This is a genomic window from Amorphus coralli DSM 19760, assembly GCF_000374525.1.
In the GTDB taxonomy this organism is placed as follows: Bacteria; Pseudomonadota; Alphaproteobacteria; order Rhizobiales; family Amorphaceae; genus Amorphus; species Amorphus coralli.
Map to the genome: position 1 here is coordinate 58628 of NZ_KB894570.1, position 25832 is coordinate 84459.

Here is a 25832-nt window from a genome sequence, read left to right on the forward strand (position 1 = left end):
CCGATGACCATCATCTACATCGACGCCGATGCGTGCCCGGTGAAGGCTGAGACCCTGAAGGTCGCCGAGCGCCACGGCGTCGAGGTTGTCATCGTCTCCAATGGCGGCATCCGGCCGAGCCGCGAGCCGATGGTGAAGACCGTCGTTGTGCCGGAAGGGCCGGACGCGGCGGACATGTGGATCGCCGAGCGCGCCGGACCCGGCGACATCTGCGTCACCGGCGACATACCGCTCGCCGCCCGCTGCCTGGAGGGCGGCGCCCAGGCGCTGAAGCACAATGGCGAGGCCTTCACGCCCGCCAACATCGGCACCATGCTCGGCATGCGCGACCTGATGGCGGACCTGCGCGCCGCCAATCCGCTCGGCATCCCCGGCGGCGGCAAGCCCTTCTCCCAGGCCGACCGCTCCCGCTTCCTGCAGTCGCTGGAACAGATGGTGCGCCGCGCCAAGCGCGGCTGATGCGGCCCCCGGCCTTGACCCGCGCGGCCTGAACCATCCGCCCGTTCCCCCGTTGCCGAAGGGAACGAGGAGGATGCCATGTTCTTTCAGGCCTGGTCGGACATCGCCCACACGCTGGTGGTCGGCGTGATCGCCTACATCGTCATCGTCGCCATGCTGCGCATCAGTGGCAAGCGGACGCTGGCCAAGATGAACGCCTTCGACCTGGTGGTGACCGTGGCGCTGGGCTCGACGCTTGCCACGGTGCTGCTGTCCACCGATGTGAGCGCCGTGCGCGGCGCGGTCGCCATGGCGCTGCTGGTCCTGGCGCAGTTCGTCGTGGCCACCCTGTCGACCCGCTCGGAGGCCTTTCAGGCGTTCGTGAAATCGCGGCCGCGGCTGCTCCTGGAGAATGGTGTCATGGACCGGGCCGCCCTGCGCGACGAGCGCGTCGCCACCGAGGAGGTGCTTGCCGCTGCCCGTGCCGGCGGCTATGCGCGGCTGGAGGATGTAGGCTACGTGGTGCTGGAGACCGACGGCTCCTTCTCGGTGCTGCCACGCGGCGAGGCCGAGCCGACGGCTCTCGCCAATGTTTCAGGGAAAGGCGTCCAATGACCGACACCGCATCGCAGGCATCGCTCGGACCCGAGGTGCCGGGCTGGGAGGCCCGCCCGCGGCCGCCGCGGCTTGCCATGGACGGGCGCACCTGCCGGCTAGAGCCGCTGGAGCCGATCCGTCACGGTGCCGACCTCCATGCGGCCAATTCCGCCGACCGCGACGGCGCCATGTGGACCTATCTGCCTTACGGTCCGTTCCCCGACGAAGCGACCTACACCGACTGGGTGAAGGACGCGGCCCTGTCGGAGAATCCGCTCTTCTTCGCCATCATCGACCGGGCGAGCGGCAAGGCGGTGGGCGTTGCCTCCTATCTGCGCATCGATCCGGACAACGGCTCGGTTGAGGTCGGCCATGTCGCCTATTCGCCGGCGCTGCAGCGGACCGTTGCCGCCACCGAGGCGCAATTCCTGATGATGAAGCGCGCGTTCGACGAGCTTGGCTACCGCCGCTACGAGTGGAAGTGCAACGCGCTTAACACGGCCTCCATGCGGGCGGCGGAGCGGCTGGGCTTCACCTACGAGGGCACCTTCCGCCAGGCTGCCGTGGTCAAGGGCCGCAACCGCGACACCGCCTGGTTCTCGCTCCTCGACACGGAATGGCCGACCGTCCGCGCCGGCTTCGAGGCCTTTCTCGATCCGGCGAACTTTGACAACGGCCAGCAGCGCCGGAGCCTCTCCGACCTGATCGCCGAAGCGCGCGCCGGCGAGGGGGCATCGCATGGCTGACGGCCTCACAATCCGGCGGCTGGAAGCCGGAGACCGCGCCGCCTGGGAGCCGCTCTGGGAGGGCTACAACACCTTCTACAAGCGCACGGTTCCGGCGGAAGTGACCGACACCACCTGGCGCCGGCTGATGGCGGAGGGCGCCGATCCGGGCGGCTTCGGCGCGGTGGATGCCTCCGGGCGGCTCATCGGCTTCACCCACTACTTTTTCCACGGCTCGACATCGCAGATCGGCCCGTCCTGCTATCTTCAGGACCTGTTCGTGTCCGAGCAGGCGCGCGGCACCGGCGCGGGACGCGCGCTGATCGAGGCGGTCTATTCGGCGGCCGACGCCGCCGGCGCCGAGCAGGTCTACTGGCTCACCCAGACCTTCAACGAGACGGCCCGCCGGCTCTATGACCGGGTCGCCAGCGTCACGCCCTTCATCAAGTATCGGCGCTGACCTTTTCACAGGGGATGGGCTGGCCATGACCGAACGAGAGATGCCGCGGTTCGAGCCGCGCGATCCGGACTACGACCGGCGCCTGCGCGCCAGTTTCGCGCGTCAGGGCTTCATGGAAACGCTCGGCGTGGAGATCGCCCGCATCGCGCCGGGTGAAGTCGATCTTGTGCTGCCCTACAAGCCGGGGCTGACCCAGCAGCACGGCTATTTCCACGCCGGGACGACGACCACCATCGCCGACACCGCCGCCGGCTACGCGGCGCTGTCGCTGTTTCCCGCCGGCACCGGCGTGCTGACCTCGGAGTTCAAGGTGAACCTGCTCAACCCGGCGGAAGGGGAGCGGGTGGTGGCGGAGGGGCGCGTGGTGAAGCCCGGCCGCCGGCTGACCATCTGCCGGGCCGACGTCTACGGCGAGAAGGCGGGCAGGCCGGTGCATATCCTCACGGGCCTTTTCACCATGGTCTGCATCGAGACCCTGGAGGGCTAGTCACCGGCGGAATCCGCCTCGTCCCGGTCTCGGGCATAGCTGTGGGCGAGGCCGAACGGCGGCAGGAAGGCTTCGCGGCGCTCGCACCAGCCCTCGTAGGTGGGCACGAACCGGTCCGGCGCGTCGAACGTGCCGAGATGCACCTCGATCTCGCCGCCGCTCTTCGCAAACACCGACGAGCCGCACAGGGGACAGAAGTGTCGGCCCGCATACTCCCGCGTCTCTCCCTCGACCGACACCGACCCTGCGGGAAAGATCGCCGCGGCGTAAAACAGCGCGCCGTGATGCTTGCGGCAGTCCATGCAGTGGCAGATCCCGACCCGGTCGGGCTGTCCCGTCACGACGATCCGGACTTCGCCGCACAGGCAGCCGCCGCTTTCCTGCGCCATGCCAATTCTCCTCGCCGGTTGCGCGTGTCTCAGTTGGACCGGGCGCGGCGCGAAGATCAATCGCAGTCGTGGGTGGAGTGTAGGGGAGGATGGGACGGAGCCGCACATCGGCTCGAAGTCGCCGGCCGGAGCCGCTCGGTGTCGCGGCGCGGCCTTGAAGCGGGGCCGACATCGTCCGGAGCGGATCAGTACCTGCTGAACACCGCCCGCTCCGGACGATTGTCGTTTAGCCCACGCGTATGAAATCGGTCGAAACGGCCCCGGCGCAACCGCGGTTCGCTCGAGGTGTGACGTGCGTCACACTTTTTCTGCGGCGGGTGCGCCCCTTGCCACTTCCGGTCAGCCGACGGCATGCTGCCGGCAACCGGGTCCGGCCCGCTCTCCCTCCGCCGGCAGCCCGGACAAGCGGTTCGAGGAAAGCCCCATGCGCAACGATCTGCCCGTCTTCGATTTCGGTCTCGGCGAGACCGCCGACATGCTGCGCGACACTGTCCGCACCTTCTCCGACGACCGCATCGCGCCGCTCGCCGAGGAGATCGACCGCACCAACGCGTTCCCGCGCGATCTCTGGCCGGAGATGGGCGCAATCGGTCTGCACGGGATCACCGTGGAGGAGGAGTTCGGCGGCTCCGGCCTCGGCTATCTGGAACACTGCATCGCGGTGGAGGAGGTGAGCCGTGGCTCCGCCTCCGTCGGACTCTCCTACGGCGCCCATTCCAACCTTTGCATCAACCAGATCCGCCGTAACGGCACCCAGGCGCAGAAGGAGAAATATCTGCCTGGCCTGATCTCCGGCGAGCACGTGGGCGCACTCGCCATGTCGGAGCCGGGGGCGGGTTCCGACGTGGTTTCCATGCGCACCCGCGCCGACAAGCGCGGCGACCGGTACGTCCTCAACGGCTCCAAGATGTGGATCACCAACGGCCCCGTGGCCGAGACGCTTGTCGTCTATGCCAAGACAGATCCGGAAGCCGGGGCGCGCGGCATCACCGCCTTCCTGATCGAGAAGGGCATGGCGGGCTTCAAGCCGGCCCAGAAGCTCGACAAGCTCGGCATGCGTGGCTCCGACACGTGCGAGTTGGTCTTCGAGGACTGCGAGGTGCCGGAGGAGAACGTGCTCGGCACGGTCGGGCGCGGCGTCAACGTCCTGATGTCGGGCCTCGACTACGAGCGCGTGGTGCTGGCCGCCGGGCCGCTCGGCATCATGCAGGCCGCGCTGGACGTGGTCGTTCCGTACCTGCACGAGCGCAAGCAGTTCGGCCAGGCGATCGGCGAATTCCAGCTCATGCAGGGAAAGCTCGCCGACATGTATGTCGCGCTGAACGCCTGCCGCTCCTACGTCTACGCGGTGGCGAAGGCGTGCGACGCCGGCCGCACGACGCGCGAGGACGCCGCCGGCGCCATCCTCTACGCGGCGGAACAGGCGACGAAGGTCGCGCTGGAGGCGATCCAGTGCCTGGGCGGCAACGGCTACATCAACGACTACCCCACCGGCCGGCTGCTGCGCGACGCCAAGCTCTACGAGATCGGCGCCGGCACCAGCGAGATCCGCCGCATGCTCATCGGCCGCGAGCTCTTCGAAAAAAGCGGTTGAACGGGTCACCTGCGGCTGAGCCAAGGCGAAGGGGCCCGGTTCGCCGTCCGGCCTTCCGACCGAGAAAGCGCCTTGGCCTTACAGATTTGTAATTGGACTTTCATGCGCTTGGCTTAGAATAGAAACGCTTGGGTTGTGGTGGGGGCGCCGCGGCCTGTTGCCGATGAGTGTGCCGATCGCTGGCAGGAGCGTCGCGATCCGGACGCAGTCCGACGTCTTCAGGCTTGGGCGCGCGGGACCCTCGGGCCGGACTGGAATGGGGTGGGGGATCCATGACGACACTCAATGTCGATCTGACGAGTACGCTGCAGACAACGCTCGGCCAGGCCGGTGTCTGGGCCTATGCCGTCTACTTCACGGACGGGGGCTCAACTCCGAACTGGACGTCGCTGGTCGAGAACGGCGTAATTCAGAACGGCGGCTCGAGCGCGATCGCCCTGCCGGCGCCTTATGTCTCGGGCAAGGTCTACTTCCTGGTGGTCAGCGGCAATCCCGACGGCACCACCCCAAGCCTCGGGATCACCCGTGAAAGCGACATCAACTGGGATGCCGCCGCGGACAACAACTACCGCTTCGACAGCTTCGAGGTGACGCTCAGCGCACCCACGACCACGGCGGCCAACGACCAGGGCAACCTGACGTCGGTGAACGCCTTCGGCCTGCCGATGGGCGTCCAGGTCAACTATTCTGACGGGTCGACCGCCACCCGCGGCTACAACATTTCCGGCAGCAGCCTTTTCACCGACCTTGCAGCGCTGAGCCCGGGCGGTGCGACGCCGTCCCCCGAGCAGCAGGTCGTCTTCACCTATGATGGCGGAGCACTCGACGGTCAGAACCGCATGGGCATCGCGCCTTCAACGGCGCTCGGCGAATCCAGCGGCCCGGGCAGCGAGGCCTTCGCCGCCAGCCACTGGGACGCCTATCTCGACGACGTCGGCGCCATCGCCGACCAGATCCAGATCGCCGGCTTCTTCAACGGCGCCAAGGACGCCGACGATGTCTGGCACAATGGCGGCTTCTACAATTACACGCTGAGCTACAGCGCCAGCACCGACATCTTCACGCTGAATCCGGCCGACAACAGCGAGATCAAGGGGTCGATCCAGCTCACCAGCGCCGATCTCGCCAACAGCATCTACTCCACGCTCGGGACGATGGACATCCTGACCGCGTCCGGGAGCACGTTCCTGTCGGAAAACAGCGGCTGGAACGACCAGTGGGGCGCGGTGATGACCCAGGTCCTCACCGGCTTCACGGCCGGCTACTACGGGACCACCGGCACCTACTCCGTCTCCGGCCAGTCGGTGGACCTGAATCAGAACTGGAACTGGGATCCCACCTTCGCCTTTGGTAGCAACCTGTCGGCGAAATCCGACAACAACACCTTCGATCCCTATGCCAAGGTCTTCTTCGACAACAGCAATTCCTACGGCGCAGGCTATTCCGACAACCTGACGGCGCAGTTCGACGAGGGCGGGCCGCTGGTGTCCGTTGCCGATTCCGCCAGCGCCGACGTCGCCTCCATCGACATCACCATCTTCGACGACAGCGAGGATCCCAGCAGCTTCTACACCGACACGGTGATCTACAATCAGATCGCCGAGCCGGTCGAAGGCTGGCAGACGCCGGACCAGACGTCGGGGCTGAACTTCAAGCTGAACTTCAGCTACCTCGACATGGTGCTCGATCCGGACACCGAGCTGTCCATCGACATCTACGAGGAGAACGGCAGCGGCGAACAGGTGTGGGTAAACATCCCGCTCGACACGACGGCCGCCGATCCCTGGGGCATCTGGACCATCGTCAAGGACCAGGCCGACAGTGATATGCCGTCCTTCAGCGCCAGCATGTCCGGGCCGAGCCAGGGCACCGGCGAACTCCTCATCGCCGGGCTGCCGGCGGACGCTGCCGGCACCTACTGGTACCGGATCAACGTCGGGTCGGGCGACGACAAGAAGACGTTCAATCTCTACGCCAAGATCGCCGACAACGGGGGCTCGCCCGCCTTCGAGAACCCGGCCTTCGCCGGCCAGGAAGGCAGCCTGGCCATCGACGGGCTTGCGAAGATCGCCCCCCAGGCCTCCACGGCGGCGACGATCGAGACCTTCACGGTCAACTTCATCGACGGCGGCACCATCGCGGTCGACCCCGACCTGCTGATGCGCGACACCGACCGGGTGATGAATCCCAACCAGCCCAACGCGCCCGTGGCCGGCACGTTGGACGACGAAGCCTTCTCCGCGCTGGACGGGCAGACCACCGCGGCCAACGTTACCACCGTCAGCGCGACCGACGGCGATATCGCCTTCGCCTGGACGGGGCAGAACAATTCGGCCGGCGCGGCAGCCTCCTCCTGGATCAGCAGCTACACCAACAAGATCGGCGCCACGAACACCGCGCTCGTCTCGATCGCCGCGGCATCGGGCGTCGGCATCGCGCCGCTCGCGGCGGTGGCCGGCCTCGATGGCGGCTGGACGACAGGAACCACGCATCTCTCCAACGGCACCTACACCGTCACCATGGCCGAATTCGCCGCGTCCGACGGATCGTACGAGACACCGCTTGGCGGGGCGACCTACAAGAGCCAGGCGCTGACGGTCGAGGTGGACATTCCGGAGCTGGGACTGCTCGCCAACGGGGACGGCTCGCTTTCGCTCGACACGTCGGCCTCGTCCGTCGGGGGTAACTGGCTCGGCTTCCAGTCGGTGAACGCGGCGTCCCTGCCGGTCGGGACGACCATCCTGCTTTACGCGACGGATGCGAACGGCGTGCTGGTCGATCCGCTGACGGGAGAAACCGGAAGCGGTGTGTCGCTCCAGGACGCCATTCTCGGGTCCATTGGCAACGTCCGCTCCGACAGCGGCACGCTCCTGATGAACGGTACGACGAACGTCTATCTCGACGCCGACCATCGGCTGAAGTTCGCCATCATGTCCGAAAACGGTACCGTCACGATGGACGCGCCGGTGTCCATCGTCCCCGGCAGCGAAGGCGGTCACGAGATCGACGTCGGCGGATACGCGTTGACCGTCGAGGCCGACAACGACCTCTCCGAAGAAGCCGTCCTGGCATCGGCGCAGCGCCAGTTGCAGGAGGAGCTGATCTACGTCGAGACCGGCCAGCAGCTGCAGCTGGAGGTGAGCGGCAGCGCGGCCAACGTCAACCAGCTCGGCTTCGTCGAGTTCGACATCGATCCGACGACCGGTGAGTGGAGCGTCGACGGGGTCGCCTATTCCGACGACCAGGCCTTCACCGACGCGGTTCTGGCCAATCTCGACGGCGGCACGCTGCTGTCGGCCGGCGGCGGCGACTTCAACGAGACGCTGGTGTGGACCGTGCAGGGCGACAGCGGCTTCTACACGCCGGTGCTGATCACGCCCGGCGGCGAACTGTTCGTCATCGGCGAGGCCAACCCCGGCGGCAACGAGCAGATCCGCAGCTTCGGCAACAATCTGTTCGGCTTCGAGGACATGACCGAGGATGAGGGATCGGACTTCGATTACAACGACATGGTCATGCAGATCTCTCCCTACGATCCTGGGATGATCTGACGCGGTTCCCGGCGAAAGGGACAGGGTCACGAGCAATCGCAGGAAAAGTGGGTACCGGATTTCCGTCCGCGATTGCGGTGTAAGTGGCCAATCGCAGGAAAAGTGGGTGCCGGTTTTCCGTCCGCGATTGCGTTGAAAAGACAGCCCCTCACGCCGAGTTCGCTTGCGCTCACCGGCTTCGGGTGGGCGGCCTGACCAGCCGGCGCGTGGTCACGCGCTGGGCAGAGCAAAGCCAGGCGAAGTGAGCACCGGTTCGCCGTCGGCGATTGGGGCTCGACACTCGGCCGGAACTCTGACGATCCCGGGATTGACGCAGGCGTCTAGAAGATCCCGAACCACCAGGCGGCCAGGCCGAGGAAGGCCAGGAAGCCGATCACGTCGGTCAGCGTCGTCAGGAACACGCTGGAGGCCACCGCCGGGTCCGCGCCCAGCTTGTTCAGCACCATGGGTGTCACCACCCCGAAGAAGCCGGCGCAGAAGACGTTGAACACCAGCGCCGTGGCGATCACGCCGCCCAGCTCCGGATTCTGGAACCACAGCCCCGCAACCAGCCCGACGATGACCGCAACGATCGTGCCGTTGGCCAGCGCCACCAGGATCTCGCGGCCGATGACGCGCGCGGCGTTGCGGCTGGAGATCGAGCGCGAGGCCAGCGCCCGCACGGTCACCGTCATCGCCTGGATGCCGGCGTTGCCGCCGATGGAGGCGACGATGGGCATCAGGATGGCCAGCGCCACCATCTCCTGGATGGTGCCGTCGAAGACGCCGATCACCGTGGCCGCCAGGAAGGCGGTGGCCATGTTGATGAGCAGCCACGGGATGCGGGTGCGGGCGGTGTAGTAGACCGTGTCGGAGAGCTCGGCGTCACCGGCGCCGGTGAGGTAGCGGATGTCTTCCTCCGCCTCTTCCTCGATGATGTCGACGATGTCGTCGATGGTCAGCACGCCCACCAGCCGGTCGTTGTCGTCGACCACGGCGGAGGAGACCAGATTGTAGCGCTGGAACTGGCGCGCCACGTCCTCCTGGTCGTCGACGGCGCGGATCGTGTGGTGCGCCTCGTCCATGATCTCCGACACGCGCGTCGTGCGCGGCGTGCGCAGGAGCTTGTCGAGCGCCACGGTGCCGAGCAGCCGGAAGGCCGGATCCACCACGAACACCTCGTAGAAGGAGTCCGGCAGGTCCTCTTCCTCGCGCAGCGCATCAATCACCTGGCCCACCGACCAGAAGGGCGGCAGCGCCACGAAGTCGGACTGCATGCGCCGGCCAGCCGTCTCTTCCGGATAGTCCAGCGAGCGGGCGAGGCGGTGGCGCTTGGCGAAGGGGAGGCGGGCGAGGATCGCCTGCTTCTCGTCCTCCTCCAGGTCTTCCAGAATGTAGACGGCGTCGTCGGAATCGAGCGCGGCCAGGCCCCGCGCCACCGTGTCCGGCGGCAGGTTGGCGAGGATCTGGAGCCGGATCGGCTCTTCCATCTCCGTCAGCGCGGTGTAGTCGAATTCCTCGCCCAGTGTGGCGACGAAGCGCACGCGGGCCTCCGGCGCCAGCGCCGTCAGAAGCTCGGCGACGTCGACCTCGTGCAGGTCTTCGGTGAGCTCTTCCAGGCGCGTGCGGTCGCCGGCGTCGAGGGCGGCCTCGACCGCCTCCAGAAACGCGGCGTCGAGATGGTCGTCCTCGTTGCGGAACGGCGGACGCACGTCGGTCGGGATCTCGGCGGCGGCGGTGTCTGCCATGTCGCGCGACCCTCCTGGAGCAGCCCCGGTCCGGGGCGACATTCGGCCAATGGCCGGGGGGCAGGGGCCTCCCGGCGTTCTCGATCACTTCGATTGTGAGAGGATCGCTTCCCCAGTCCGAAGTGTAAGGCAAACGCGGTTCGGCTCGTATCGTTCGACCGAGCGCACCCCGGCTGTGAGGCGGGTTCGATCGCGCCGACGCGCCGACTGTTAGCCCATCGCTGCGGAATTAGAAATCGCCCAATGCGCAAAAGCGCGTTCCCGTCGGCGGATGCGGGAAGGGGGATGCGGCGGCGCAACAGGGGCGGGGCCGGACGACCGCGCATCACGCCTTTGGCGCCCCTTTATCCCAAACTCGCGCCGGAGCAGTGCGCCGGACGGCGTCCGCCGCCCGGCCGCTGATCCTACGCGTCGGTGGGGAAGGCCCGGCGGCTGTGTTGCAGCGTCACCCACTGGTCGGTGGTGAAGGCATCCACCGCCCATTCGCCGCCGAACCGGCCGAGGCCGGAATTCTTCTCGCCGCCGAACGGGTTGTTGGCGATGTCGTTGACCGGCTGGTCGTTGACGTGCGCCATGCCCGCCTGAATGCGCCGGGCGAAGCGGGCACCGCGCTCCAGATCCTGGGTGAACACCGCGCTCGACAGGCCGTGCTCGGTGTCGTTGGCGATGGCCAGCGCGTCCTCCTCGTCCCGGGCCCGGATGATCGGCGCCACCGGACCGAAGATCTCGCTGGCGGCGATGTCCATGTCGTTGGTGACGTCGGCGAAGACGTGCGGCGGGATCACCCGGCCCTGCGGCTCGCCGCCGGCCAGCTCGCGCGCGCCGGTGCGGCGGGCGCCGTCGATCAGCGTGGTGATGTGCGCCACCTGGTCGTCGTTGATGATCGGCCCGATCACGGTGTCGGGGTCGTTCGGATCGCCTGCCTTGAGGCCCCGGGCGCGCTCCCCGAACCGTTCGCAGAACGCATCGTAGACGGGATCGGCGACGATCAGCCGGTTGGTGATCATGCAGATCTGGCCCTGGTGCAGGAACTTGCCGAAGATCGCCGCGTCGACGGCGTAGTCGATGTCGGCATCCTCCAGCACGACGAGCGGGCTGTTGCCGCCGAGCTCCAGCTCGGTGCGCTTGATGATCTCCGCGTCGGCTGCCGCGCGCGCCACGCCACGTCCCACCGGGGTCGATCCGGTGAACGACAGCACTCGCGGCACCGGGTGCTTGGAGAAGGTGTCGCCGATGTCGGAGCCCGAGCCCACCACCACCGACAGGAGGCCGTCCGGCAGCCCCGCCTCCTCGAAAATTTTCGCGAGGATCAGTCCGCCGGTGACGGGGGTGTCGCTGGCCGGCTTCACCACGACGCCGTTGCCGACGGCCAGCGCCGGCGCGACCGAGCGGTTGGTCAGCTGCAGCGGCCAGTTCCACGGGCTGATGACGCCGACGACGCCCACCGGCTTGCGGTAGGCGCGACCTTCCTTGCCGGGAATGTCCGTGAGCAGGATCCGCCCCTCGACCCGGTAGGCGGCGATGGCGGCCTCCTGCAGGCCGGCGAAGACCACGTCGCATTCCAGCCCGGCCTTCATCCGGGTGGAGCCGGATTCGCGGATCAGCCAGCCGATGACCTCCTCCCGGCGCGCCTTCAGGATCTGTGCCGCCGCCTGCATCACGCCGGCGCGCACCGACGGCGGCTGCGCGGCCCAGTCCTCCTGAGCAATCGCCGCCGCCCGGTAGGCCTGGTCGACGTCGTCGGCGTCGGCCTGCGGGATCTCCAGCAGCGTCTCGTCGGTAAAGGGGTTGATGTCGGCGCGAGCCTTGCCCGTACTGCCGGCGCGCCAGCGTCCGGCGATGGGCATGGTGTCGAAGCCGCCATAGGCGGCCGGGGCCGTGTCGGATGAGGCATCCATGGCGGATCTCCGTGGAATGGGGGAAGGAAGGCGCACCGGCCCGGACGGGGTCCTGCCCGCCGGCCGGCGCGCCCGGAAGTCCGTCAGCGCTCGTCGTCGGGGAGCTGGTTGTCCTCGTGATCGTGGCGCTGCAGGCTCTGGGTGTACTTGCTGTCGAGCCCCCGCTGATCGGAGTGCTGAGCCTTGTCGCGGTTGGACAGGATCGCGTCCTCCTCGACCATGTCCTTGGGCAGGTCGGTCATGGCGCCGGAGCCGTCATTCTTGCCCTGAGCGCCGGGTCCCATGCTCTTCTTCGAGGCGTTTGCCATCGTCTCGCTCCATCGCTGGGTGGCGGGTCGGCACGGCGGCGCAGGGCCGCCATGCGTGCTGCGACCCCAACGCCTGCGAGCGGCCTCGGTTCGCCCTGGAAGCGATTTCGATTGCGTGATCGACGGGTGAAGCGGTCAGCCGGCCCGGGCGGGGCGGTTCGTGGCGACCCCACGCCGCAGGGACATGAGCGCCACCGCCAGCCCGGCGACAAGAACCCAGAAGGCTGGGCGGGGCTCGGGCTCGATCGTGAGGTTGGCCGACAGCACCGCCTGCCACGGAATGCGCGTGGCGAGCCCGTACCAGGCCGCCTCCACGACCGCGGTCGAGCCGGCGGCGAGCACCGCGACGAGCGCCAGGACGGCCGGCGAGGTGAGGGGCGCGCCGAGCCGGTGCGCGATCCGGTAGCCCGCGAGAAGCAGGAACAGCCCGGCCATGAAGGCTGCCTGGCCGGCGTCGAGCTTCGACTGCATGAAGAAATGGACGAGTGCCAGCGCGGTGCAGGCGTAGACGATCCGGTGCAGCGTCTGCCAGCGCGGCCCCAGGCGGCGGATCCAGGCATCGGTGGAGGTTACCGCCAGCGCGGTCAGACCGATCAGCGCCACGAAGCCGATGGTCAGGTAGACGCGCGAGGCGATCTCGGTGGCAATGCGCGCCGGATCCCAAGCCTGGTCGGCGCAGTAGAGCGCGAAATGGCCGACGAGATAGGCGTAGGCGGCGAGCCCGATGAGGCGGCGGACGGTGACGAGCCGGGCGCGGCCGGTGATGCGCCTGAGCGGCGTTATTGCGAGCGAGAGAATGAGGAACCGGACAGCCCATTCGCCGGTCTCGTGAATGGCCGCGGTGAGCGGCTTCGCGCCGAGCCCGCCAAGCGCCGCTTTCGCGACGAGAAGCACAGCGGGAACGAGGACGAGCAGGAAGCAGGCCGCGCGCAGCTTGCTGAAGCGGCCTGCCCGGTCGTTCCACGGCATGTCTGACGCTGAGACGATCATCGGCCGGCCATCAGCCCCCGGCTACGTCCGGTGAGCCGGTTCATCCTTGTTCGACTGTCAGGACGGGAAGGGTGCGCGGTTGAGGAAGCAGGCACATCATGGTGCGGCGCACCACGCCCCGTCGGCATCGCTCCGGCCCCTGTGGGGACGGTGGGCGCAGCGACGAATTCGAACAGGATCGAAGGAAGTAAATGGTGCGGTCGAGAAGACTCGAACTTCCACGGGTTGCCCCACAGCGACCTCAACGCTGCGCGTCTACCAATTCCGCCACGACCGCACACTGGCGCCGCTCCGGAGCGCGTCCGAAGCAGCGAGCGAGGTGGCATGTAACAAATCGGGAAGGGGGTTTCAAGCAAGGCGCGCGTTCCCCATGATGAGTTTGAAAAACTCCTGTGGGCGAAATTGGAAATGCGTAGCGTGAGCGAGGGCGCCGAGGCGCTTGTCGAGGGCATGAAGGCGGCGCCGGATGCGCCTGCGGTCGAATGGGTCATCGAGCCCGAACCTGTCGGCTACGAGGATGCGCTGGCGGAAATGGAAAACCGCGCGGCCGCCATCCACGAGGGGCGCGCCGCCGAGCGGGTCTGGCTGGTGGAGCATCCGCCGCTTTACACCGCCGGCACCAGTGCGCGCCTGGAGGATCTCGTCGATCCGGAGCGGTTTCCGGTGCATCAGGCCGGACGGGGTGGGCAATTCACCTATCATGGGCCGGGCCAGCGGGTTGCGTATGTCATGCTCGACCTTTCGCGCCGGTCCAGGGACGTCCGGGCGTTCGTGTTCGCCCTGGAGCAATGGGTGATCGACGCGCTGTGGGACTTTCATGTGCGCGGCGAGCGGCGGGCGGACCGTGTCGGCGTCTGGGTTCGCCGTCCGGAAAAGAGCGCTACGGCGGAAGACAAGATTGCCGCCATCGGCATCCGCGTGCGTCGCTGGGTGACCTTCCACGGCATCTCGCTCAACGTCGACCCGGACCTCGATCACTATGACGGGATCGTTGCGTGCGGCGTGCGTGAACACGGTGTGACCAGCCTGGTCGATCTTGGCAGGCCGGTTTCCATGCCTGACGTGGATCTCGCCCTGCGCGCGCGGTTCGAGGCGCTGTTCGGCCCCACGACCCGTGCCGACGTCGATCGCACGGCCTCCACCGCCGCCTGAGGCTGCCTGGCGGAAGGGCAATCGCTTCTCTCCCCGCAAGCAATCCATTGGCGCGCCTTCCTCCCGTCGCTATTGTTGCGCCGCACACAGCCTGTGCCGAAGCAGTTCAAGTCTCAGGGGAGGGACGCAGTATGGCCATTTCGAAGATCCTGGTCGCAAACCGGTCGGAAATCGCAATCCGCGTGTTTCGGGCTGCCAACGAGCTGGGTCTGAAGACGGTGGCGATATTCGCGGAAGAGGACAAGCTCGCCCTTCACCGCTTCAAGGCTGACGAGGCCTACCAGGTCGGCAAGGGCAAGGGCCCGATCGAGGCCTATCTCGACATTCCGGACGTCATTCGGATCGCCGTCGAGGCGGGGGCCGATGCCATTCACCCCGGCTACGGCTTCCTGTCCGAGAATCCCGACTTCGCCGACGCGTGCGCGGCGGCCGGCATCACCTTCATCGGCCCGACGCCCGAGACCATGCGGGCACTGGGCGACAAGGTGTCGGCCCGCGAGATCGCGGTGGAGGCCGGTGTGCCGGTGATGCCGGCCACCGATCCGCTGCCCGACGATCCGGCCGAGATCATGCGGCTTGCCGAGGAGATCGGCTTCCCCGTCATGGTGAAGGCGTCCTGGGGCGGCGGCGGGCGCGGCATGCGCGTCGTCACCGATCCGGACCAGCTCGTCGGCGAGGTCACCACGGCCAAGCGCGAGGCCAAGGCCGCCTTCGGCCGCGACGAGGTCTATCTGGAAAAGCTCGTCGAGCGCGCCCGCCACGTCGAGGTTCAGATCCTCGGCGATTCGCACGGCACCCTGGTTCACCTCTTCGAGCGCGACTGCACCGTGCAGCGCCGCCACCAGAAGGTCGTGGAGCGGGCGCCGGCGCCTTATGTGGACGAAGGCTCGCGTCAGCTTCTGACCGACTACGCGCTCTCCATCGGCCGGGCCGTGGGCTATCGCAACGCCGGCACGGTGGAGTTCCTGATGGATGCCGATACCGGCGCCGTCTACTTCATCGAGGTCAATCCGCGCATCCAGGTCGAGCACACGGTGACGGAAGAGGTCACCGGCATCGATATCGTGAAGGCCCAGATCCACATCGCCGACGGCGAACGGATCGGCGAGCCGGCGTCCGGCGTGCCGCCGCAGGACGGGATCGTGCTGCACGGCCACGCCATCCAGTGCCGCATCACCACCGAAGACCCCGAGGCCAACTTCGTCCCGGACTATGGCCGCATCACCGCCTATCGCGGCGCGACCGGCTTCGGCATCCGGCTCGATGGTGGTACGGCCTATTCCGGCGCCGTCATCACCCGGTTCTACGATCCGCTGCTGGAGAAGGTGACTGCCTGGGCGCCGAGCCCTGAAGAGGCCACCCGCCGGATCGATCGCGCTCTGCGCGAGTTCCGGATTCGCGGCGTCGGCACCAACCTGACCTTCCTGGAAGCGGTCATCTCGCACCCGACCTTCCTCTCGGCCAGCTACACGACCCGCTTCATCGACGAGACGAAGAGCCTGTTCGAGCAGGTCGGCCGCCGCGACCGGGCCACCAAGCTCCTGACCTACCTGGCCGACGTGACCGTCAATGGCCACCCGGAGGCCCGCAACCGGCCGGCGCCGGATCCGCAGGCGGCGAAGCCGGCCCTGCCGGAGTTCCCCGGCGCCGTGCCGGACGGCACCAAGCAGCGCCTCGACGCTGAAGGTCCCGAGGCGTTCGCCCGCTGGATGCGGGAGCAGGAGCGGGTGCTCGTCACCGACACGACGCTGCGCGACGCCCACCAGTCGCTGCTCGCCACCCGCATGCGGACCGTCGATCTGGCCGAGGGCGCCCGGGCCTACGCCCGCGGCCTGCCTCAGCTCCTGTCGCTGGAGTGCTGGGGCGGCGCGACCTTCGATGTCGCCATGCGCTTCCTTACGGAGGATCCCTGGGTGCGGCTTGCCCGCATCCGCGAGGCGGCGCCGAACCTTCTCCTGCAGATGCTGCTGCGCGGAGCGAACGGTGTCGGCTATACGAGCTATCCAGACAACGCGGTGCGCTTCTTCATCAAGCAGGCGGCGGACAATGGCGTCGATCTCTTCCGGATCTTCGATTCGCTCAACTGGGTGGAGAACATGCGCGTCGCCATCGACGCGGTGTGCGAGGCCGGAAAGATCGCCGAGGGCACCATCTGCTACACCGGCGACCTGCTCGATCCGTCGCGGCCCACCTACGATCTCGCCTACTACCTGAAGCTCGCGGAAGAGCTCGACCGGGCCGGCTGCCACATGTTGGCGATCAAGGACATGGCCGGTCTTCTGAAGCCGGCCGCCGCGCGCGAACTCATCCGGGCGCTGCGCGAGGTGACCGACAAGCCGATCCATCTCCACACTCACGACACCTCCGGCGCCTCCGCTGCGACGCTCCTTGCCGCCGTGGAAGCGGGCGTCGATGCCATCGACATGGCGACCGACGCACTGTCCGGCCTGACCTCGCAGCCCTGCCTGGGGTCCGTGGTCGCAGCCCTTGCCCGCACGCCGCGCGATCCGGGCCTCGACGCCGATGCCATCCGGCGGATCTCGTTCTTCTGGGAGGCGGTGCGCAACCAGTACGCGGCGTTCGAGGCGGATCTGAAGGCGCCTGCCTCGGAGGTCTATCTGCACGAGATGCCGGGTGGGCAGTTCACCAACCTCAAGGAGCAGGCGCGGGCGCTTGGCCTGGAGCACCGCTGGCACGACGTGGCCAAGGCCTATGCCGCCGTGAATGAGATGTTCGGCGACATCGTCAAGGTGACGCCATCCTCCAAGGTGGTTGGCGACATGGCGCTCTCCATGGTCGCCTCCGATCTCACCCCGCAGGACGTGCTCGATCCCGACCGCGACGTGTCCTTCCCCGATTCGGTGATCCAGTTCTTCCGGGGCGATCTCGGCCAGCCGCCGAACGGCTTCCCGGCCGCGCTGCAGTCCAAGGTCCTGAAGGGCGAGGCGCCGATCACTGAGCGCCCGGGTGCGCTGCTTGAACCGGCGGACGTTGAGGCAACCCGCGCGGAAGCCGCGGAGAAGGCCGGCCGGCCCATCGGCGATGCCGATCTCGCCAGCTACCTGATGTATCCGAAGGTGTTCACCGAGTTCGCCAAGGCCGAGGCCACCTACGGCCCGACCGACGTGCTGCCGACGCCGCTCTATTTCTACGGCCTTGCGGTCGGCGAGGAGGCGATGGTCGAACTGGAGCCGGGCAAGACGCTGGTGGTCCGGTGCCTCGCCATCGGCGAGACCGACGACGAGGGGCAGGTGCGCGTCTTCTTCGAGCTGAATGGCCAGCCGCGGACGATTCGCGTGCCGGACCGGGCCCACGGCGGCGGTGCGGCCGGCGCCAAGCGCAAGGCGGAAGAGGGCAACGACGACCACGTCGCCGCCCCCATGCCGGGCGTCATCGCCACCCTCGCGGTGAAGCCGGGGCAGACGGTCTCCGCGGGCGACGTGCTCCTGTCTATCGAGGCCATGAAGATGGAAACCACGCTGCACGCGGAGCGCGACGGCACGGTGGCCGAGGTGCTGGTGGGGCCGGGCGCGGCCATCGACGCCAAGGATCTTCTGCTCACCTACGGGGCATAATGCGGCGCTGTCTGGGGCGTTGATTAGCGATGCATAAATGCATCGCCTCCAGACTACATGCCGTCCGTCGGCCCGAGAGACTCGCAACGCGCGATTTTCGAGGGCATAGAATGGCGATCCTGCATCGGCGCGTTCCGGCGCGGGAGCCGTTCGAGTGTCAGTGCGAACTGAAAACTGGAAGTTGAGCCCGTGATGCGTAAGTCCTCCGTTGTCCTCGCCTCGATCCTTCTCGCCTCGGCGAGCACGGCCGCGATCGCGCAGGAGAAGCTCACCACCGAGCAGGCCGGCAACCGAGACATCGTGTTCGATCTCGGTGTCGGCGCCAAGGTTCAGCCCAAGTTCGCCAGCTCCGACGACTACATCATCCTGCCGTACCCGCTGTTCGCCATCAGCTACCTGCGGCTGCCCGGTATCGGCGAGGTCGTCTCCGGACCGAAGCGGGCCTTCTCGATCTACCCGTCGATCAACTTCGTCGGTGCGCGCGAGTCCGACGATGCGTCCTACCTCAGGGGCATGGACGACGTGGACTTCGCCTTCGAACTCGGCCCGGGCGTTGCCTACCGCTACGGCATGGTCCGCGGCTTCGTCGAAGCCCGCTACGGCTTCACGGGCCACAACGGCATTGTCGGCCAGGCCGGCCTCGATCTCGTTCTGAACCCGTTCGACCGGCTGCAGGTCTCTGCCGGCCCGCGCGTCGGCTTCGCCAACGACGAATATGTCGAGACCTATTTCGGCGTCACCAACGCCGAGGCCGCCAGCTCGCAGTTCGCAGCCTACGACCCGTCCGGCGGTTTCACCGATGTCGGCGTCGGTGCGCTGGTCAGCTACGACTGGACGGATACGGTCAAGCTGCATCTGCAGGCCGACTATTCCCGCTACATCGACGACATCGCCGATTCGCCGGTGGTGAAGGCCGGCAGCGAGGATCAGTTCACCGTCGGCATCGGCATCACCTACCGCTTCGGCGCCGATCTCTACGACTGATTGCGGCCTCTGGCGCCCTCCGGCGCCGGGTGAGCCAGCTTCATAATCGATCCTGTCGAACCCGGCCGCGCACTTGCGCGGCCGTTTGCGTTGGCGCGCGAGACTGCGCAATTTCGCGCAGGTCTGCGCGCGATCGCGCACCTCGTCCAAGCTGCGCGATTTCCGCATGGCGGCTGCGCGGAATTTTCCTCAGAAGAAATCTTGTGTCCTGATAGGCAATATGGTTCTGTGCGCCAACGTCACGAACCAACCTCTGGGCACCCATCATGTGCGGTATAGTCGGTCTCTACCTGAAGAACCCGTCGCTCCGGCCGGAGCTCGGCGCGCTGTTTGCGCCGATGCTGACGGAAATGTCCGACCGCGGACCGGATTCCGCCGGCATCGCGGTCTATCGCGACGCCGAGGCAGCGGAGCCGAAGGTCGTGGTCTTCCATCCCGACGAGGCGTTCGACTGGGACACCGTCGCCAGCGGCCTGGCCGCCCGGGTGGGCGACGCGGTCTCGATCGAGCCCGTTGCCAACCACGCCATCGTCTCCGGCGGCGCGTCGGCCCTGGCGCTGCGCGACGCCATCTTCGAGGCCTATCCAGACGTCCGGGTGATGAGCGTCGGAACAGCGCTGGAGATCTACAAGGACGTCGGCCTGCCGAAGGACGTGCTGGCCCGCTTCCAGGTGGGTGGTATGGGCGGCAGCCACGCCGTTGGCCACACCCGCATGGCGACCGAGAGCGCCGTCTCTACGGAAGGCGCGCACCCGTTCAACACGGGCGACGATCTCTGCCTGGTGCACAACGGCTCCCTTTCCAACCACAACGGCCTGCGGGAGTGGCTCTCCACCCACAAGGGCATCCGGTTCCAGACTGAGAACGATTCGGAGGTCGCGGCCGCCTACCTGACCTGGCGCCTGTCGGAAGGCGCGAGCCTGTCGGAGGCGCTGGAGGCGGCCCTCGTCGATCTCGACGGCTTCTACACTTTCGCCGTCGGCACCAAGGACGGGTTTGCGGTGCTGCGCGACCCGGTCGCGTGCAAGCCCGCCGTCATGGCCGAGACCGACGATTGGGTGGCCATGGCCTCGGAATTCCGGGCGCTGGCCGGACTGCCGGGCATCGAGGGCGCGACCGTCTGGGAGCCGAAACCCGCCACCGTTTACACCTGGGGACGTGCCTGAGACCATGGAATCCATCGATCTCGCCTCCACCACCACCCGCGACCTGAACGCTCGCCTGCAGAGCGAAGCGGATGGCTCCAACGCTGCCTTCGAGGTGCTGCATCCCGGTGGCCGCCATGCGCTCGCCTGCGGCCTGACGGCCCCGATCGCGGTCACCCTGAGGGGGCATGTCGGCTACTACTGCGCCGGCATGAACCAGAACGCGACGGTGACGGTCCACGGCAATGCCGGCGTCGGCGTTGCGGAGAACATGATGTCCGGGCTGGTCCGGGTGATGGGCGACGCGAGCCAGTCGGCCGGCGCCAGCGGCCATGGTGGCCTCCTCGTCATTGAGGGCTCGGCCTCGGCGCGGTGCGGCATCTCCATGAAGGGGATCGACATCGTGGTGAAGGGCTCCGTCGGCCATAACTCGGCCTTCATGGCGCAGGCTGGCCATCTGGTGATCTGCGGCGATGCGGAGGACGGTCTCGGCGACTCCATCTACGAGGCGGTGATCTACGTCTCGGGCGAGACCGGAAAGCTGGGTGCCGACTGCGAGGAGCAGCCGATGACCGCAGACGATCGCCAGACGCTGACCGAGCTGCTCGCCCGGTCCGGCATCGAGGCCGACCCCGCCACCTTCCGCCGCTACGGCTCGGCGCGTTCCCTCTACAATTTCAAGATCGACAATCTCGGCAGCTACTGACCGGCCGCCGCGCCCGCCTTTTCAGTTGAGAGCTGGCCCGGGCGACTGCCGCCCGCCAATGCTCCGGAAGGACGAACAATGACCAAGCCAGCGCCGCACTTGCGGGAATCCCACATCTTCGACCGGGCCGCGATCCACGAGATCCAGCGTGCCGCCCGCGAGGGGATCTACAAGATCAGGGGCTTCGGGGCGAAGCGCGCCGTGCCGCACTTCGATGACCTCGTGTTTCTCGGAGCCAGCGTCTCGCGCTACCCGCTGGAGGGCTACCGGGAGCGCTGCGGCACCGACGTCGTGCTCGGCGCACGCAATGCCAGCAAGCCGATCCACCTCGACATCCCCATTACCATCGCAGGCATGAGCTTCGGCTCGCTCTCGGCCAACGCCAAGGAAGCGCTGGGGCGCGGCGCCAACGAAGTCGGCACCTCCACCACCACCGGCGACGGCGGCATGACGGACGAGGAGCGCGGACATTCCAACAAGCTCGTCTATCAGCTCCTGCCGTCGCGCTACGGCATGAACCCGGACCACCTGCGCAAGGCGGATGCCATCGAGGTGGTGATCGGGCAGGGCGCCAAGCCCGGCGGCGGCGGCATGCTGCTCGGCCAGAAGATCTCGCCGCGCGTGGCGGAGATGCGCACGTTGCCCGAAGACATCGACCAGCGTTCCGCCTGTCGTCATCCCGACTGGACCGGCCCGGACGACCTGGAGATCAAGATCGAGGAGCTGCGCGAGCTCACCGGCTGGGAAAAGCCGATCTACGTGAAGGTCGGCGCCTCGCGCACCTATTACGACACGCTGCTGGCGGTGAAGTCCGGCGCCGACGTGATCGTCGTCGACGGCATGCAGGGCGGCACCGGCGCCACCCAGGAATGCTTCATTGAACATGTCGGCATCCCGACGCTGCCGGCGGTGCGGCTGGCGAGCGACGCGCTCAAGGAACTCGGCGTGCACAGGCGGGGCGTGCAGCTCATCGTATCCGGCGGCATCCGGACCGGCGCCGACGTGGCGAAGGCGATCGCGCTGGGGGCCGACGCGGTTTCCATCGGCACGGCCGCCTTGATCGCGCTCGGCGACAACCGGCCGGAGCTGGCCGAGGAGTACGAGAAGCTCGGCACGGCGCCCGGCTTCTACGACGAATGGCAGGCAGGGCGCGATCCGGCCGGCATCACCACACAGGATCCGGAGCTGGAGCAGCGCCTGGACCCGGTGGCGGGCGGCCACAGGCTGGCGAACTATCTGCGCGTGCTCACCCTGGAGGCGCAGACCATCGCGCGCGCCTGCGGCAAGAGCCACGTCCACAATCTCGAGCCGGAAGACCTGCAGGCGCTGACGCTGGAGGCCGCCGCCATGGCGCGCGTGCCGCTGGCCGGAACCGGCTGGATTCCGGGGCAGGGCGGCTTCTAGGGCCCGAACCGGGCCCGATTCCTGCATCCGTACACGAACCGAACCACAGACCGGCCCAAGCCGGCGGACCAACCCTTCCTTCCAGAGGACCCTTCGTCGATGACCGACCTGGACGCATTCGCCCGCGAGAAAGGCGTGAAATACTTTCTCGTGAACTTCACCGACCTGAGAGGCGTGCAGCGCTCCAAGCTGGTGCCTGCGCCGGCGATCGCCGGTGTGCAGAAGAACGGGGCGGGGTTCGCGGGCTTCGCCACCTATCTCGACATGTCGCCGGCCGATCCGGACATGTTTGCGGTGCCGGATCCCGACACCGTGATCCAGCTTCCCTGGAACCCGGAGGTCGCCTGGGTGGCCAGCGACCTCGTCATGGACGGCAAGCCCGTCGAGCAGGCGCCGCGACGGGTTCTGAGGCGACTTCTGGATCAGGCCGCTGCGAAGGGCTTTTCCATGAAGGCCGGTATCGAGGCGGAGTATCACCTGATCGATCCCTCGGGCCAGGATATCTCCGATCCGCGCGATACCGATGCCAAGCCCTGCTACGACCAGTCCGCGGTGATGCGGCGCTACGATGTGGTGTCGGAAATTTGCGACGCCATGATCGACCTCGGCTGGGGGCCGTACCAGAACGACCACGAGGACGCGAACGGCCAGTTCGAGATGAACTGGGACTATGCCGACGCGATGGTGACGGCCGACCGGCACGCCTTCTTCAAGTTCATGGTCAAGTCCATTGCGGAGGAGCACGGGCTGCGCGCGACCTTCATGCCGAAGCCGTTCGCCCACCTGACCGGCAACGGCTGCCACTCCCATGTCTCGCTCTGGGATGAAAGCGGCGCCAACCTGTTCGCCGGCGACGACCATCCGCTCGGCCTCTCATCCATGGCGCTGGCCTTCGTCGGCGGCCTCATGGAACACGCGGAGGGCATCTGCGCGCTGACGAACCCGACGGTGAACAGCTACAAGCGGATCAATGCCGCCGTCACGCTGTCCGGCGCGACGTGGTCGCCGAGCTCCATCACATGGACCGGCAACAACCGCACCCACATGATCCGCGTGCCCGATCCCGGCCGGTTCGAGCTGCGGCTGCCGGATGGTTCCGCCAACCCGTACCTGTTGCAGGCGGCGATCCTGGCGGCCGGCCTCGACGGTATCGAGAAGGGGACCGATCCGGGCGAGCCGCTGACCGACGTCAACATGTACACCGACGGCGGCTCGGTGGAGGCGCGCAAGCTGCCGCTCTACCTGATCGACGCGATCCGCGCCTTCGAGGCGGACGCCGGCCTGAAGGCGACGCTGGGTGAGGCCTTCTCCGGCTCCTACGTGAAGATGAAGATGGCGGAGTGGAACGAGTATTCCCGCCACCTGACAGACTGGGAGCGCCAGGCGACGCTGGACTGCTGAGGGGGGACCGACGGCGATCCTGAGACAACTCCGGGTCACGTCTTGCGGAAAGCCGGCGCGCGGCAGCGCGCTGGCTTGACCCGTTTGGCACTGAAGCGCGAGCTCGGGCCGCCCACCCGGCGCCGGTGCGCGGTAGCGAACTCGGCGCGAGGGGATTGTTTTCACCGCAAAGCCGGACGGAAAACCGCAAGACCACTTTTCCTGGCTTTGTGGGATCAGCCCGCGACCGCGGGCCGGCCGGTCAGGCCGCCCACCCGGAGCCGGTGAGCGGTAGCGAACTCGGCGTGAGGGGTTTTTACCGCAAAGCCGGACGGAAAACCGCAAGACCACTTTTCCTGGCTTTGCTTCAATCCCGGCTGTCCAGATGCTGGATGCGCCGCAGGTCGGGGAACATCTTCGCCCACAGCGCGGCGACGGCCATTGTGCCCGCGCCGCCCACGACCACCGCGCCGACGGTGCCGATCATCGCCGCCATGACGCCGGCACGGAACTCGCCAAGCTCGTTCGACGCCCCGACGAACACCATGTTGACCGCGTTGACGCGGCCGCGCACCTCGTCGGGGGTCCACAGCTGGATGAGCGTCTCGCGGACGAAGACGGACACCATGTCGAGGGCGCCCATCATGGCGAGTGCCACGATGGACAGCCAGACGGTTTCGGATAGGCCGAAGACCACGGCGAACAGGCCGAAGCCGAACACGCAGACGAACATCATCGCTCCGGCGTGGGAGCGGATCGGCCGCATGGCGAGGAAAACCGCGACGGTTACCGCGCCGATCCCCGGAGCGGAGCGCAGCAGCCCCAGCCCCCACGGCCCGAGGTCGAGGATATCGCGGGCATAGACGGGCAGCAGGGCGGTGGTGCCGCCGAGAAGCACGGCGAAGAGGTCCAGCGAGATGGCGCCGAGCACGATCTTCTCGCGGCGGATGTAGCTTATGCCTGCGACAACGGCCTTCCAGCTCACGGGCTCCCGGACCGTCTTCTGGTCCGGCTGCGGGATCAGCAGAACAAGAGCGGTGGAGGCGAGAAACATGACCGCCGCGGTGCTGTAGGCGGCGAGCGGTCCGACCCCATAAAGCAGGCCTCCGGCGACCGGGCCCACGATGGCCGCGATCTGCCACGCCGACGAGTTCCAAGCGATCGCGTTGGAGAGCTCGGAGGCCGGCACGAGATTCACCACAAGCGAGCTCTGCGCGGGATTGAAGAAGGCGCGCGCGGCGCCGAACACCACCAGGGCGGCGAAAATCGGCAGCACGCTGCCGGATCCGCTCAGGGTGAAGGCGATCAGGAAGCCCGCGCAAAGCGCCTCGACCGAGGCGGCGACCGCCATGATGGTGCGCCGCTTGTGCCGATCGGCCGCGTGGCCCGTGACGAAAACCAGGAGCAGGGCCGGGAGGAACTGCAGCAGGCCCACGAAGCCGAGATCGAGCGGATTGCGGGTGATGTCGTAGACCTGCCAGCCCACCGAGACACTGACGATCTGCACGGCGAAGGTCGAGGCGAAGCGCGAGGTCCAGTAGAGCGCGAAGCTGCGATGCCGGAAGGCGGCAAACCGGGAGGCCGGTCCGGCACTGGGGGCGGGGATTGCCATGGGATCGCTGCGGGAGGAGCCGAAAAGCCGTGTTTATGCGATCGGCCGGGCGCCGGCCAGTCTGCGCTGCGGCATCAGGCGTCGCCCGGCGAGGCGATGATGGACAGATAGCGCGCCGGCTTGCTCAGGAGCTCCGCCGGGCCGTGCGGGGCGATGGCGTCGAAGAACAGCGAGTCGCCGGGGCCGAGGCGGAAGGAGCGGTCGCCGTGCCGGTAGGTGACCTCTCCCTCCAGCATGTAGATGAACTCGACGCCCTCGTGCTGGAACTCGGTAAACATTTCCGAGTGCTCGGTGAGGGTGATCAGGTAGGGCTCCACCGACACGCTGGACCGGATCATGTGGCCGAGAAGCTGGTAGATGTGGCCGGCCCTGGTGCCGCGCCGATCGATCTCCAGGCCCCGTCCGGCCGGCACGTAAGAGACGTCGCGGCTTTCCTCGAAGGATCGGAAAAAGGTCGATAGCGGCAGGTTGAGCGCGCTTGCCAGCCCCGTCAACGTCGAGAGCGACGGCGAGATCTGGCCGTTCTCGATCTTGGAGACCATGCCTGGCGACAGGCCGGTGGCCTGGGCCAGGTCAGCCAGCGTCATCTGCAGCCGGGTACGCTGGCGCCGGACCTCGCGCCCGATATGGCGCTCGATGGAGCGGGACTTCTCGCCGTCCGATTTGTCCGCAGCCGTGGCCATCGTGCCCGGTCGATGCTCCGCTTTCGC

The 25832-nt window shown here is 67.6% G+C and carries 21 protein-coding genes and 1 tRNA gene; 14 read left to right on the forward strand and 8 right to left on the reverse strand.

The window, feature by feature from the left end; translation table 11 throughout:
• The first annotated feature begins 3 nt into the window (after positions 1–3).
• The 5 genes from C507_RS0100280 to C507_RS0100300 all read left to right on the forward strand — a co-directional run bounded on the left by C507_RS0100280 (position 4) and on the right by C507_RS0100300 (position 2707).
• The gene (locus C507_RS0100280) at positions 4–459 is read left to right on the forward strand and encodes a YaiI/YqxD family protein (RefSeq protein ID WP_018697640.1); all 456 of its coding nucleotides are present in this window, start codon (positions 4–6) and stop codon (positions 457–459) included.
• A gap of 78 nt (positions 460–537) precedes the next feature.
• The gene (locus tag C507_RS0100285) at positions 538–1053 is read left to right on the forward strand and encodes a DUF421 domain-containing protein (RefSeq protein ID WP_018697641.1); all 516 of its coding nucleotides are present in this window, start codon (positions 538–540) and stop codon (positions 1051–1053) included.
• Positions 1050–1781, forward strand: a complete 732-nt coding sequence (locus C507_RS0100290) for a GNAT family N-acetyltransferase (protein ID WP_018697642.1) — start codon at positions 1050–1052, stop codon at positions 1779–1781. The genes C507_RS0100285 and C507_RS0100290 overlap by 4 nt, the downstream gene beginning before the upstream one ends.
• Positions 1774–2220, forward strand: a complete 447-nt coding sequence (locus C507_RS0100295; protein WP_018697643.1) for a GNAT family N-acetyltransferase — start codon at positions 1774–1776, stop codon at positions 2218–2220. Before C507_RS0100290 ends, C507_RS0100295 begins: the two co-directional genes overlap by 8 nt.
• Positions 2221–2245: 25 nt before the next feature.
• Positions 2246–2707: a PaaI family thioesterase gene (locus C507_RS0100300; protein WP_018697644.1), complete on the forward strand. Its 462-nt coding sequence runs from the start codon at positions 2246–2248 to the stop codon at positions 2705–2707.
• Here the strand turns inward: C507_RS0100300 and C507_RS0100305 are convergent.
• Positions 2704–3096 carry a GFA family protein gene (locus tag C507_RS0100305; RefSeq protein ID WP_018697645.1) on the reverse strand — a complete coding sequence of 131 codons (393 nt, stop codon included), beginning with the start codon at positions 3094–3096 and terminating at the stop codon, positions 2704–2706. The genes C507_RS0100300 and C507_RS0100305 overlap by 4 nt on opposite strands.
• A 424-nt stretch (positions 3097–3520) precedes the next feature.
• Between C507_RS0100305 and C507_RS0100310 the strand changes: the two genes are divergently transcribed.
• Together C507_RS0100310 and C507_RS0100315 are read left to right on the forward strand one after the other, a co-directional pair.
• Entirely contained in the window at positions 3521–4690 is a 1170-nt protein-coding gene (locus C507_RS0100310) for an isovaleryl-CoA dehydrogenase (protein WP_018697646.1), read from the forward strand.
• A gap of 272 nt (positions 4691–4962) precedes the next feature.
• The gene (locus C507_RS0100315) at positions 4963–8241 is read left to right on the forward strand and encodes a hypothetical protein (RefSeq protein ID WP_020608216.1); all 3279 of its coding nucleotides are present in this window, start codon (positions 4963–4965) and stop codon (positions 8239–8241) included.
• A gap of 320 nt (positions 8242–8561) precedes the next feature.
• Here the strand turns inward: C507_RS0100315 and mgtE are convergent, their stop codons facing one another.
• From mgtE to C507_RS0100340, 5 genes are all read right to left on the reverse strand, one after another.
• Positions 8562–9968: a magnesium transporter gene (gene mgtE / locus C507_RS0100320; protein ID WP_018697647.1), complete on the reverse strand. Its 1407-nt coding sequence runs from the start codon at positions 9966–9968 to the stop codon at positions 8562–8564.
• Positions 9969–10372: 404 nt separating this feature from the next.
• The gene (locus C507_RS0100325) at positions 10373–11866 is read right to left on the reverse strand and encodes an aldehyde dehydrogenase family protein (RefSeq protein ID WP_018697648.1); all 1494 of its coding nucleotides are present in this window, start codon (positions 11864–11866) and stop codon (positions 10373–10375) included.
• Positions 11867–11949: 83 nt separating this feature from the next.
• The gene (locus C507_RS0100330) at positions 11950–12174 is read right to left on the reverse strand and encodes a hypothetical protein (protein ID WP_018697649.1); all 225 of its coding nucleotides are present in this window, start codon (positions 12172–12174) and stop codon (positions 11950–11952) included.
• Positions 12175–12309: 135 nt separating this feature from the next.
• Complete coding sequence (locus C507_RS19895) at positions 12310–13164, reverse strand: protein-methionine-sulfoxide reductase heme-binding subunit MsrQ (protein ID WP_040400413.1); 855 nt, start codon at positions 13162–13164, stop codon at positions 12310–12312.
• A 192-nt stretch (positions 13165–13356) separates the two neighbouring features.
• A tRNA-Leu gene (locus C507_RS0100340) sits at positions 13357–13441 on the reverse strand.
• A gap of 131 nt (positions 13442–13572) precedes the next feature.
• Between C507_RS0100340 and lipB the strand changes: the two genes are divergently transcribed.
• The 7 genes from lipB to glnT all read left to right on the forward strand — a co-directional run bounded on the left by lipB (position 13573) and on the right by glnT (position 23531).
• Complete coding sequence (lipB, locus tag C507_RS0100345) at positions 13573–14316, forward strand: lipoyl(octanoyl) transferase LipB (protein ID WP_018697651.1); 744 nt, start codon at positions 13573–13575, stop codon at positions 14314–14316.
• Between the two features lie 131 nt (positions 14317–14447).
• Positions 14448–17891 (forward strand): pyruvate carboxylase, encoded by a 3444-nt coding sequence (pyc, locus tag C507_RS0100350; RefSeq protein ID WP_018697652.1) that lies wholly within the window; start codon positions 14448–14450, stop codon positions 17889–17891.
• Between the two features lie 192 nt (positions 17892–18083).
• A complete protein-coding gene (locus tag C507_RS0100355; protein WP_018697653.1) occupies positions 18084–18875 on the forward strand; it encodes a MipA/OmpV family protein in 792 nt (263 codons plus the stop codon).
• Between the two features lie 266 nt (positions 18876–19141).
• Positions 19142–20041, forward strand: a complete 900-nt coding sequence (locus tag C507_RS0100360) for a class II glutamine amidotransferase (RefSeq protein ID WP_018697654.1) — start codon at positions 19142–19144, stop codon at positions 20039–20041.
• Positions 20042–20045: 4 nt separating this feature from the next.
• On the forward strand, positions 20046–20726 hold the full coding sequence (locus tag C507_RS0100365) for a hypothetical protein (RefSeq protein ID WP_018697655.1): 681 nt from the start codon (positions 20046–20048) through the stop codon (positions 20724–20726).
• A gap of 78 nt (positions 20727–20804) precedes the next feature.
• A complete protein-coding gene (locus tag C507_RS0100370; protein WP_018697656.1) occupies positions 20805–22130 on the forward strand; it encodes an FMN-binding glutamate synthase family protein in 1326 nt (441 codons plus the stop codon).
• Positions 22131–22229: 99 nt separating this feature from the next.
• Positions 22230–23531, forward strand: coding sequence for a type III glutamate--ammonia ligase (glnT, locus tag C507_RS0100375; RefSeq protein ID WP_018697657.1), 1302 nt, complete (start codon positions 22230–22232; stop codon positions 23529–23531).
• 346 nt (positions 23532–23877) lie between these two features.
• Here the strand turns inward: glnT and C507_RS0100380 are convergent, their stop codons facing one another.
• Both C507_RS0100380 and C507_RS19900 read right to left on the reverse strand, forming a co-directional pair.
• Complete coding sequence (locus C507_RS0100380; RefSeq protein ID WP_026318716.1) at positions 23878–25116, reverse strand: MFS transporter; 1239 nt, start codon at positions 25114–25116, stop codon at positions 23878–23880.
• Between the two features lie 80 nt (positions 25117–25196).
• On the reverse strand, positions 25197–25805 hold the full coding sequence (locus C507_RS19900) for a helix-turn-helix domain-containing protein (protein WP_018697659.1): 609 nt from the start codon (positions 25803–25805) through the stop codon (positions 25197–25199).
• Positions 25806–25832 lie beyond the last annotated feature (27 nt).